Genomic DNA, 11,141 nt, shown 5'->3' on the forward strand with positions numbered 1-11,141 from the left:
CTACTGCGCCTCCTCCGACCAAGCTAATGCTCCGTCAACAAATGTCATAAGTGTCTTTCCTTTGACTGTCCACCCTGTAAATGGTGTATTGACAGCCATTGATTCAAATGCTTCTGCATCAATTGGTGCAGCTGTTGCTAAGTCAAAAACTGCAATATCTGCTGGTGCACCAATTGTTAGTGTTCCTGCGTTTAATCCAAAAATTTCTGCCGGTTTCTCTGCCATCCAATCAATCACTTGTTCTAATGTGAAAATGCCTGTTTCGACAAAGTTCGTATAAATCAATTGGAAGGCCGTTTCACTACCGACAATACCAAAAGGTGCGTTTAAAAATGATTGTTGTTTTTCTTCTAAACCATGGGGCGCATGGTCGGTAGCAATACAATCAATCGTGCCATCTAACAAACCGTCAATCAATGCTTGTCGATCTGCTAAACCACGTAATGGCGGGTTCATTTTCCAAAACCCTTCGTCACCAGGAATATCCTCATCGACTAAAATTAAATGGTGTGGCGAAACTTCGGCTGTTACGTGAATCCCTGCTTTTTTAGCATCCCGAATAACGCGCACGCTTTCTTCTGTTGAAACATGACAAACATGATAATGAACGCCTGTTTCTTTTGCTAAAGTAATATCCCGAGCAATTTGTGAAGCTTCCGTTGCACTTAAAATCCCTGGTAGGCCTAATTTCTTAGAAACTTCTCCTTCATGCATCACACCACCAAATAATAAAGATTCATCTTCCGTGTGCGCAACAAGTGCCATATCTAATGCAGCCGCTTCTTTCATGGCTAAGTACATCGTTCCTGCCGTTTGGACACCAACACCATCATTCGTAAATGCAAAGGCGCCCGCTTCTTTTAAGGCCTTCTGATTGGTTAAAACTTCACTCCGTAGCTCTTCTGTAATGGGGGCATATTGTAAAACTTTCACGACTGCATCTTTTTGAATTAAGTCGTAAACCTCACTTAATTTTTCAGCCGTATCTGGTACTGGATTCAAATTGGGCATTGCGCAAACCGTAGTAAAACCACCGCGAGCAGCAGCTTTACTACCCGTTTTAATCGTTTCTTTATACGTAAAGCCTGGTTCTCTAAAGTGAACATGCACATCGACCAAGCCTGGCGTGATTAGTTGCCCGTTCGCATCAAACACTTGCTCAAAATCTGCTTCGTCAAACGATTCTCCGATTGCGTGAATCACACCATTTTCTAGCCAAAGTGCTGCCTCAATCAATTGATTCTCTTTTTTGATGATTTTCCCATTCTTAATTAACGTCTTCATTTCTCCACCTAGGCCTTTCCATGTAAAATTGCTTCTAAAATTGCCATGCGCATAAAGACTCCGTTACTCATTTGCGCGACGATTCTTGATTGCAGACTTTCCACTAATTCATCTGCCAGTTCAACATCCCGATTGACTGGCGCTGGATGCATAATAATTGCGTGTTTCTGTAAACGAGTTGCCCGTTCGTTGGTTAAACCATATTCCAAATGATAGCCTTCTTTTGAAAAACTTTCCTTACCATCATGACGTTCGTGCTGCACGCGAAGCAACATCATCACATCGACTTTTTCAACAATTTCATCTAATGGCACATATTGTCCATAGACATCAAACTGATGATCGTACCACTCTTCTGGACCTGAAAAATAAATTTCAGCGCCTAAACGGTTTAATAACTGCATATTTGATTTAGCAACGCGAGAATGTGTAATATCTCCCACAATCGCCACTTTCAAGCCTTCAAATCCACCAAATTCTTCATAAATGGTCATCAGATCCAATAAACATTGTGTAGGGTGTTGTCCACTCCCGTCCCCACCGTTAATAATAGAACATTGAATCGTTTTACTTTGAATCAATTCATCGTAATAATTTTCTTTACCATGACGAATGACTGCTACATCTACACCAATTGCCGACATCGTTAGTACTGTGTCGTATAACGTTTCTCCTTTTTGAACAGAACTTCTACTTGCTTCAAACTCAATCACTTCTAAGCCTAATTTTTTCTCAGCTACCTCAAAACTTTTATGTGTTCGAGTACTATTTTCAAAAAACAAGTTTGTTGCAAAATATTGACGTTCTTCTGGGTGCCATTTTGTCCCCTGTTTAAATTCTCCTGCGCGACGGATTAACCCCATGACTTCACGGTCGGTTAAAGCCTCAGCAGTTAAAAGATGTTTTAAACTAATTCGTTCAGATGTAATAATCATTCGTCCAGTCCTCCTACTGTTCTTCGCTACGTGCGTTTTCCGGTAAAATTAAATTCAAAACAATTCCTAAGACGGTTGCTAATGCCATTGAAGACAATTCAAAGGTTCCTACTTTGAAGACTAAGCCACCAATGCCGATGACTAAAATTACTGAAGCAATCAATAAATTCTTTTTCTTATCAAAATTAATCTTATTATCGATTAAGATTTTCAAACCACTTGCGGCAATCACACCGAACAAGACGAAACTAATTCCTGAAATAACTGGTCCTGGGATACTTAGAATCAAGGCACTTAATTTTCCAACAAATCCTAAAGCTACAGCGAACACCGCGGCTCCACCAATCACGAAGACACTGTGTACTCTTGTAATTGCCAGCACGCCGATATTTTCACCATAACTTGTAACTGGCGGTCCACCAACAAAACCTGCTACAATTTGCGCTAAGCCATCTCCCATTAAAGTTTTAGATAAGCCTGGGTCTTGGAAAAAGTTGCGCTTGGTTAACTTATTCAAGACCATTAAATGACCAATATGTTCTGTCATTGTTACAAAAGCAATTGGTGCCATTGTTGTAATGGCATTTAAATACAATTTCGGTTCATATTGAACAAAAGGTACTTCAAAATTCGGTAAAGCAAACCAAGCAGCTTCTTTAATAGGGGTTAAGTCAATAATTCCGAAAGCTAAAGCGACTAGGTACCCACTGACAATTCCCAAAAGAATTGGAATTAATCCTAAGAAGCCTTTGAAAAACATGTTGTAAAAAATGGTTAAGCCTAAAGTAATCAAGGCTACGGCAATATATTTAAAATCATAAACGTTGTTGTTATACATTGCGTTATTTGCGGCATTAGCTGCCAAGCCTAAACCGATAACCATCACGACAGGTCCTACAACGATAGGCGGTAAAATTTTATCCAACCAGTCAGAACCAATTTTTTTAATGATTAATGAAACGATTAGGTATACCAAACCAGTTGTCATAGCACCTTGGGCAATGGCTGGATAACCATCACTCTTCATTAACATCTGCATCGCTGCAATAAAAGCAAAGCTACTGCCAAGATAAGCGGGGATTTTTCCTTTTGTAGTAATCAGATAGACCATTGTTCCTAATCCTGAACTGACTAACGCAATCCCTGGGTCAATTCCCACTAAGATTGGTACTAAAACCGTTGCGCCAAACATCGTAAATAAATGTTGTAAACTTAGGCCAACCCAGTGAAAAGCTTGCGGTCTGTCTTTAATATCTAAGACTGCATCCTCATTTCGAAATTCTTTTTCTGACAACATTGTTCACTCCTTTTTATTCGTTTCCTTTACTGATCATAATACGATCTGCGCCGTCACGCTCTTCCATTTCCACAATAATTTCCTCAGTTTTTGATGTTGGAATATTTTTTCCTACATAATCGGCACGAATCGGTAGTTCCCGATGCCCACGATCTACTAAGACTGCTAAAGAGATTTTTCTTGGACGACCTAAATCCATAACAGCGTCCATCGCAGCACGAATGGTCCGGCCCGTGTACAAGACATCATCCACTAAAATAACTTCTTTACCTTCAATTGAGACTGGTACGTCAGAAGAATGTAATTCAGGTTCCTCCATATCTTTCACATCATCACGATACAAAGTAATATCTAATTCACCAACTGGCACGTCAATGTCTTCTAATTGTTTTAAGCGTTCGGCTAGACGCTGTGCAATGTATATCCCACGCGTTTTAATTCCTACTAAAACAATGTCTTGAATTCCTTTGTTTCTTTCAATAATTTCATACGAGATTCGAGTAAGCGCTCGTTTCATTGTGACTGCGTCAACAACTTCTTTCTTTGGCATAATAATTTCCTCCTCATTTCTTTTTTATCTACGTCCTCGCTGTCTTGGGGTCAGCGATTCTTCCTTCAATTGAGCAGCTGAAAAATAAGTGGATTTTTATTGAAATTGTCCTGTTATTTTTTCCAACAAAAAATCCTCCTACCCGTATGAGGATAGGAGGATGTTGGTTACAGTTTAAAAAGGTACAAGGGTACCATGTAGCCCACACAACTTACTAACTAAGCGCACCTAGTGTTCTTTTGCATGATTCCTTCTTAGCCTCACGGGACTAAACTTAAAGGTTACAGTTATTTAGTTATTTTTCTTCTTAAAAAAGAGTTTACCTCTTCTTCAGAAAAAAATCAATGATTATTTCTTAATTGGTGTAAAGTTTTTTCAAAAACTTCTGGTAAAGGTGCTTCAAAGACTAATTGTTCACCTGTAGTAGGATGTGTAAAGCCTAATAACTTCGCATGTAAAAATTGTCCATTGCCAGGCAATGTTTTTTTCGGTCCATATAATGGATCTCCAGCTAATGGATAACCGATATATTTCATGTGAACACGGATTTGATGTGTCCGGCCTGTTTCTAGTTGTAATTCAACTAAGGTAAATGCATCAAAACGCTCTAAAACAGTAAAATGCGTGACTGCTTCTTTACCGCCTTCAATGACCGCTTGCATTTTTCGGTCAACCTTGGAACGACCAATAGGCGCATTTATCTCTCCCTTATCGTGAGGAATAACACCGTGGACCAAGGCGACGTATTTGCGTAACGATGTTTTTTCTTTTAGCTGTTTCGCTAATGATTCATGGGCTTGATCATTTTTAGCCACCATCAATAGCCCCGAAGTATCTTTATCAATTCGATGAACAATTCCGGGTCGCACCACATCATTAATCGCCGATAAGTGATCCGCATGATGAAGTAACGCGTTCACTAATGTACCATTGGGATGCCCTGCCGAAGGATGAACAACCATGCCTTGAGGTTTGTTGACGACAATCACATCATTGTCTTCATAAACAATGGTCAAAGGAATATCCTCTGCTACCATATCTAGAACTTCTGGTTCAGGAATTGTTACAACAATTTCATCGCCTGCTGTAACTTTGTAATTTGCGCGGACCGTTTCACCGTTAACTGTTACGTGTTTTTCTTTTAACCATTGTTGAATTTGCGAGCGGGAATGATTGGGTAAATGTTCACTTAATACTTTGTCAATCCGGCCTTTTTCTGTTTGAATCGTTACGTTAATTTGTTCCATTTTTGCCTTCCTTTGCTGCTTTTTCATCTAAAATCAAATAAATAAATATACAAATAACGCCGACCACTAACGTACTATCTGCAACATTAAAAATAGGAAAATTCATAAAATCCGTTTGGAGCATGTCCACCACGTAGCCTAAACGTACACGATCAATAAAATTTCCAATGGCACCTGCTAAGACAAAAGATAAACCTACAGAATACCAGACACTCTTTTTATAATTCTTAATTAATAAATAAATAATCACGACACTAACAATTACTGTGATGACATAAAAGAATATCATCTTTCCTTCTAATAAGCTCCAAGCAGCTCCGGTATTTCTTAAATGGGTCAGCGACAAAAATCCAGGAATGAATTCTTTTGTTTCACCCAAAGAAATGTTTTGGACCGTCAAATATTTGCTCCATTGGTCAAGCCCTACTAATAAGGCACTGATTAAAAAATATACTACTAACAATCGCGTCATTCCTTTTCTCTATGAATACTTGCTAAATCTCTTGGTCGAACAATGCCTACTAACTCACCATTAGGATGGCCACTTTTACTAATAAGCACAGCTTCTAAGCGTGGCTGCTCCCGAAACATTTGTTCAACTTCAAAAACGGTTGCTTCAATTGAAACAAATTGATAGTTGCTGCGTTTATAATTTGATGCCAACAATTCTCGCACCGTTCGGTTGGCAATGTGAACTTCGCCTTTGGTGCTCTCAATGGCAAACCATACACCAATCCCTCGAACCGTGATTAATCCTTTAAATACACCTTTTTCATAAATCGGAAATTGAGAATATTGTTTTTTTGCAATAATCGTTAATAACGTTTCTAAAGAAGTGGTGATTTCAAAAGCTGTAACACGTTTCGCAAATTTAGGCACTACTTTTTCTGGTTTTGTTAAAGCTTGTTCAATCGTTTCAATTCGTTGAACTGCCCATTCGTTTGGCTCTGCAATTACAAAATCATCAGCAATTCGCTCATGAACGATGGCATTTCTTAACTGAGCCATTTGAAGCAAATCCTCTTCAAATTGAGCAATCTGTCCTTTTTCTTTTCGGGAAAGACGTCTTGTCATTTCACTGAATCCCATATTGACAGGATTATTCAGTCTCTCTCTCATCCACTTTTCAATGCGATTAAAGTGTGCTAAAAATGTATCTGCTCGTTCCCCCATAGTCGTTGCTCCTTATAATAAACTACGCAATAAATTTCCGTCATTATTTTTTATTGAGCTACTTTCAAGTATATACTAAAAATAGGTCTCAGGAAAGAGTGGCTTTAAAAGAGACCGCTCGCTTGACCCGTTTCGTCCACATCCATATTTAACGCAGCAGGAACTTTCGGCAAGCCAGGCATCGTTAAAATGTCACCCGTTAACGCCACGATAAACCCTGCACCGATTTTTGGAACTAGCTCACGAATCGTAATCGTAAATCCTTCTGGCCGTCCTAATTTTTGAGGATCGTCAGAAAGTGAATACTGTGTCTTCGCCATGCAGATTGGTAATTGATCCCAACCATTTTTTGTAAAGTCTGCAATTTGCTTTTGTGCTTTCGGAGAAAAAATCGCCTGTTCCCCGCCATAAATCGTTTGTACAATGGCTTGAATTTTTTCTTCAATTGTTTGGCGAGGATTATATAAAGGTTGAAACTGTTTTGTATTGGCTTCAATCTCTGCTACTACTGTTTTCGCTAGATTCGTGCCACCTGCGCCACCTTGCGCCCAAACACTTGTTAACTCGACGGGCACGCCTAACGCTTGGCATGCTTCTTTCAATAGTTGAATTTCTTTTTCTGTATCCTGTGTAAACTCATTAATTGCAACAACTACTGGTACATCATAACGTTGCATGTTTTGAATATGTTTTTCTAAGTTGGCAAAGCCTTTTTGTAACGCTGGTAAATTTTCTTCTGCTAACTGATCTTTCGCCAAACCGCCATGCATTTTCAACGCGCGAATCGTTGCCACAATCACAACGGCATCGGGTGCTTTCCCTAAAGAAGGTACTTTAATATCTAAAAATTTTTCGCCACCCAAGTCGCCACCAAAACCTGCTTCTGTTACGACATAATCCCCTAGATGCAAAGCCGTTTTTGTCGCTAAAATACTGTTACATCCATGAGCGATATTGGCAAAAGGACCACCGTGAACAAAAGCTGGAGTTCCTTCAATCGTTTGAACTAAATTAGGTTTTAAGGCGTCTTTTAATAATAAAGTCAGCGCACCTGCCACGTTTAAATCTTTAACCGTCACCGGCTCTCTTTGGTCATTATAGGCGACAATAATCCGACTTAAGCGTTCTTTTAAGTCCGTTAAATTTTGCGCTAAACAAAGAATCGCCATAATTTCGCTTGCCACAGTAATATCGAAACCGTCTTCTCTTGGTACACCTTGGAAAGGACCGCCTAAACCAACAACGACCTGTCTGAGCGCACGATCATTTAGATCCACTGCCCGTTTCCAAATCACCCGTCGAGAATCAATCTTTAATTCATTTCCTTGCTGTAAATGATTATCTAGTAACGCAGCTAAGGCATTATTGGCTGTCGTAATCGCATGCATATCACCAGTAAAATGCAAATTGATTTCTTCCATTGGTAATACTTGTGCGTAACCGCCACCTGTTGCGCCACCTTTAATCCCCATCACAGGACCTAATGATGGTTCTCTTAGGGCAATAACTGTTTTTTTATTGATTTGATTTAATGCATCTCCTAAACCAATGGTCACGGTTGACTTTCCTTCTCCTGCTGGCGTTGGATTAATCGACGTAACGAGGATTAATTTACCTTCTGGTTGCGCTTCTAAGGATTGAAGCGTTGGAAAATCTATTTTCGCTTTGTATTTTCCATAAAGTTCGAGCGAATCTTCTGAAAGACCGATTGTTTCGGCAATCTCTTGAATAGGTTTTAATGTTGCTGCTTGTGCAATGTTAATATCTGTCTTCATAACGGACCCCTTTTCAATTCTTTATCGTCTTTGTGACACATTGTTTCTTTTAAATTATAGCTTGTATTGAATAGAATGGCTAGAATAACCTTTTTTAAACAACCCAACCATTGACGTTTGGTAGCCTTTTCTCGTATAATGAAAGTGTCTTTACAAATCTAAAAGGAGCGTGAATTGGATGCAAAAAGGAATTGTCAAATGGTTCGATAACAGAAAAGGTTATGGTTTTATCGTTTACAACGAAGAAGATGAGATTTTTGTCCACTTCACTGCTATAGAAGGTGACGGATTCAAATCACTTGATGAGAATCAATCTGTAGAATTCGAGATAATGGAAGGCAATCGTGGGCTACAAGCAGCACATGTCAAAAAAATAGATAACTAAAAAAGCTGAACCAACAGCGCTTAGCTCCAAAAAGTAAGTAAACGTAGCGTTTGTTTCAGCTGATTATTTTAAGATTTTGAGAGTGGGTCACCAGTCGTTTCGACTTATGACTCACTCTTGTTTTTTTCTTCTTTTTTATGAAGGCCCAAAGAATGATCTTCTGCTACCTTCAATTCAGGCTTTTTTACCTTAAGTGCCTCAAGAAATAACGGAATCGTTTTCTTTTTCATTAAAAAGACTTTTGAGCCTTCCTTAAATTCTGAGGAAAAAATTTCGATGCTTTTTTCATTGTAGGTTACTTTTTCTATCTGAGAAAGCGGAAGTGCTTTTTTGCGAAACCACAAAACATCTCTGACAATTAAAGATGTTTCTGTCATATTAAAAGACCGCGCAATTCCTAGATAAGCAAACACAAAAAATGGAACCATCACCAGATTACTAATCAAGTAAGGACCATTATTTTCCAATGCTAAAATTAAACTAATAAATAATATACAAAATGTGCAAGACCAGTAAATAATTGTTGATGCTAATTCTGGCTGCCAATAAAATTTCTGTTTTTTCATAAAGTGCCCTCACTACTTCTGGATCAACGCCGCTAAATTTAAATATGTTATAATAGTAACATACTTTTTTTAAGAACAAAAAGAAATTAGGAGTAATTTTATGTTAAGAATTTATGTAGATGCGGCAACAAAAGGCAATCCAGGTGAATCTGGCGGCGGTATCGTTTACCTCACCGACCAATCGCGGCAACAATTGCATGTGCCTTTAGGCATTGTTAGTAATCACGAAGCCGAATTTAAAGTGCTGATTGAAGCTTTAAAACAAGCGATTGCCAATGAAGACAATCAACAAACCGTTCTTCTCCACTCAGATAGTAAAATTGTTGTCCAAACAATTGAAAAAAACTATGCTAAAAATGAAAAGTACCAGCCTTATTTAGCAGAATATCAACAACTAGAAAAGAATTTCCCTTTGCTCTTAATCAAATGGCTACCTGAAAGTCAAAACAAAGCGGCCGATATGCTCGCACGGCAAGCATTACAAAAATTTTATCCCAATAAAAAGTAGCACTGTTTACTTAATGCTTTTCCTTTATTAATTTGATAATTAAACACGTGGAGCAAAAATCCCTAGTGATTTTTGCTCCACGTTTAAAAACAGATAAACGGTTCTGTCTCAACCTCTTCTTATAACCACTTATTCTTCTGTCGTTATTCCCGCAAATTGTCCATTGGTTAGCGAAAGGATTGCTTCAGGAGCTAATTCAATTTGCATGCCACGTTTGCCTGCAGAAACAATAATTGCAGAATATTGTTGAGCTTCTTCAGCTAAATAGGTGGGAAATTGTTTTTTCATCCCAATTGGTGAACAGCCCCCACGAATATAGCCTGTGGTTGCTTCTAAATCTTTTAAGTGAAGCATTTCTACCTTTTTATTGCCACTAGCTTTCGCTAATTTTTTTAAATCTAATTCTTGATTACCAGGAATGACAGCCACGACTGGACCTGTTTTATTACCTACTGTAACCAAGGTTTTAAAAATTCGTCCTTTATCAATACCTAAACTTTCAGCGACACTTTCTGCACTTAAATGATCTTCACTCCAAGCGAATTCATATTCTTTATATGGTACTTTATGTTGTTCCACCATGCGCATCGCATTCGTTTTTTGTTGTGTTTTTTTCTTTGCCACTTTTTTCACCTTCTGAATCACTTGTTTTGTTCGAATGTCTTTAAATAATTTCTTAATACTTGTACGGATAGTTGGCCTGGTGCAGACGCTTGCTGGGCGGAGCCAAAAGTTAGTGCCGATCCGAACAGTTGACCTGTTACGCGACTAATCATCCCTAACTGTCCCATTGACATAGTAACGATTGGGACGGATGCATAATGGGTGTACATTTCATTGGTTGCTGAAAGTAACGTAAGTACATCTGTCGCATCTTGTGGCATCACAGCTATTTTACAAATATCCGCCTGACGCATTTGCATTTGGCGTAACCGTGCGACAATCTCCTCTTGCGACGGTGTTTTCTGAAAGTCGTGATTACAGAGAACAATTTTAATCCCCGCCTTTTTAGCTTCGTGAATTAACGTATCTGCCGCCAGCGGATTCGCAAATAATTCAATATCTAATAAATCCAACGCACCTTTTTTCACTAATTCATGATACAAAGCAAAATAATTTTCCTCGGAAAAAGCCATTTCGCCGCCTTCTTTTTGTGTACGAAAAGTTAACAATAACGGTTTTTGCCCCAACCGTTCCATTACTTGTTGTGAAAGATTACATACATCGGAAAAATCAGCGACATTTTCATAATAGTCTAAACGCCATTCCACCAAATCACAATCTAGTGTTTGGCTCGCCGTTGCTTCGGCCAAAATATCCTCGGCTGTTCGAGCAACAATGGGCACCACAATTTTGGGATTGCCTTCACCTATTCGCACATTTTTGACTATAACTGGCTTCACAGTTCCACCTAACTTCCT

Annotated in this window: 13 protein-coding genes; 2 read left to right on the top strand and 11 right to left on the bottom strand. The window is 38.8% G+C overall.

The annotated features are described in order from the left end of the window. The 8 genes from IGK03_RS07450 to IGK03_RS07485 form a co-directional block, all read right to left on the bottom strand. On the bottom strand, positions 1 to 1,284 hold the full coding sequence (locus IGK03_RS07450) for a dihydroorotase (protein ID WP_016618342.1): 1,284 nt from the start codon (positions 1,282 to 1,284) through the stop codon (positions 1 to 3). Positions 1,285 to 1,292: 8 nt separating this feature from the next. After that, positions 1,293 to 2,219, bottom strand: a complete 927-nt coding sequence (locus IGK03_RS07455; RefSeq protein WP_202334841.1) for an aspartate carbamoyltransferase catalytic subunit — start codon at positions 2,217 to 2,219, stop codon at positions 1,293 to 1,295. Positions 2,220 to 2,232: 13 nt separating this feature from the next. Beyond that, positions 2,233 to 3,516 carry a solute carrier family 23 protein gene (locus IGK03_RS07460; protein WP_202334842.1) on the bottom strand — a complete coding sequence of 428 codons (1,284 nt, stop codon included), beginning with the start codon at positions 3,514 to 3,516 and terminating at the stop codon, positions 2,233 to 2,235. A gap of 13 nt (positions 3,517 to 3,529) precedes the next feature. Further along, positions 3,530 to 4,069, bottom strand: a complete 540-nt coding sequence (gene pyrR / locus IGK03_RS07465; RefSeq protein WP_301280621.1) for a bifunctional pyr operon transcriptional regulator/uracil phosphoribosyltransferase PyrR — start codon at positions 4,067 to 4,069, stop codon at positions 3,530 to 3,532. A gap of 338 nt (positions 4,070 to 4,407) precedes the next feature. After that, positions 4,408 to 5,313, bottom strand: coding sequence for an RluA family pseudouridine synthase (locus IGK03_RS07470; RefSeq protein ID WP_002371061.1), 906 nt, complete (start codon positions 5,311 to 5,313; stop codon positions 4,408 to 4,410). Continuing rightward, a complete protein-coding gene (gene lspA / locus IGK03_RS07475) occupies positions 5,300 to 5,776 on the bottom strand; it encodes a signal peptidase II (protein WP_002366774.1) in 477 nt (158 codons plus the stop codon). The genes IGK03_RS07470 and lspA overlap by 14 nt, the downstream gene beginning before the upstream one ends. Before the next feature lie 5 nt (positions 5,777 to 5,781). Next, positions 5,782 to 6,486 carry a CBS domain-containing protein gene (locus IGK03_RS07480; RefSeq protein WP_002360173.1) on the bottom strand — a complete coding sequence of 235 codons (705 nt, stop codon included), beginning with the start codon at positions 6,484 to 6,486 and terminating at the stop codon, positions 5,782 to 5,784. A gap of 104 nt (positions 6,487 to 6,590) precedes the next feature. Continuing rightward, positions 6,591 to 8,261 carry a formate--tetrahydrofolate ligase gene (locus IGK03_RS07485; RefSeq protein ID WP_002365735.1) on the bottom strand — a complete coding sequence of 557 codons (1,671 nt, stop codon included), beginning with the start codon at positions 8,259 to 8,261 and terminating at the stop codon, positions 6,591 to 6,593. Positions 8,262 to 8,439: 178 nt separating this feature from the next. Between IGK03_RS07485 and IGK03_RS07490 the strand changes: the two genes are divergently transcribed. After that, positions 8,440 to 8,646, top strand: a complete 207-nt coding sequence (locus IGK03_RS07490; RefSeq protein ID WP_002357404.1) for a cold-shock protein — start codon at positions 8,440 to 8,442, stop codon at positions 8,644 to 8,646. 104 nt (positions 8,647 to 8,750) lie between these two features. On the opposite strand, the gene IGK03_RS07495 is transcribed toward IGK03_RS07490, so the two are convergent. Continuing rightward, positions 8,751 to 9,212 (bottom strand): EbsA family protein, encoded by a 462-nt coding sequence (locus IGK03_RS07495; RefSeq protein WP_002357403.1) that lies wholly within the window; start codon positions 9,210 to 9,212, stop codon positions 8,751 to 8,753. Between the two features lie 100 nt (positions 9,213 to 9,312). Here IGK03_RS07495 and IGK03_RS07500 point away from each other — a divergent pair, with 100 nt between their 5' ends. Further along, entirely contained in the window at positions 9,313 to 9,720 is a 408-nt protein-coding gene (locus IGK03_RS07500; RefSeq protein ID WP_002357402.1) for a ribonuclease HI family protein, read from the top strand. A 129-nt stretch (positions 9,721 to 9,849) separates the two neighbouring features. On the opposite strand, the gene ybaK is transcribed toward IGK03_RS07500, so the two are convergent. Next, complete coding sequence (gene ybaK, locus IGK03_RS07505) at positions 9,850 to 10,365, bottom strand: Cys-tRNA(Pro) deacylase (RefSeq protein WP_025186625.1); 516 nt, start codon at positions 10,363 to 10,365, stop codon at positions 9,850 to 9,852. Beyond that, positions 10,362 to 11,123 (bottom strand): type I 3-dehydroquinate dehydratase, encoded by a 762-nt coding sequence (gene aroD / locus IGK03_RS07510; RefSeq protein WP_010712514.1) that lies wholly within the window; start codon positions 11,121 to 11,123, stop codon positions 10,362 to 10,364. The genes ybaK and aroD overlap by 4 nt, the downstream gene beginning before the upstream one ends. Positions 11,124 to 11,141 lie beyond the last annotated feature (18 nt).

The organism is Enterococcus sp. DIV2453a (assembly GCF_050533535.1).
In the GTDB taxonomy this organism is placed as follows: Bacteria; Bacillota; Bacilli; order Lactobacillales; family Enterococcaceae; genus Enterococcus; species Enterococcus faecalis.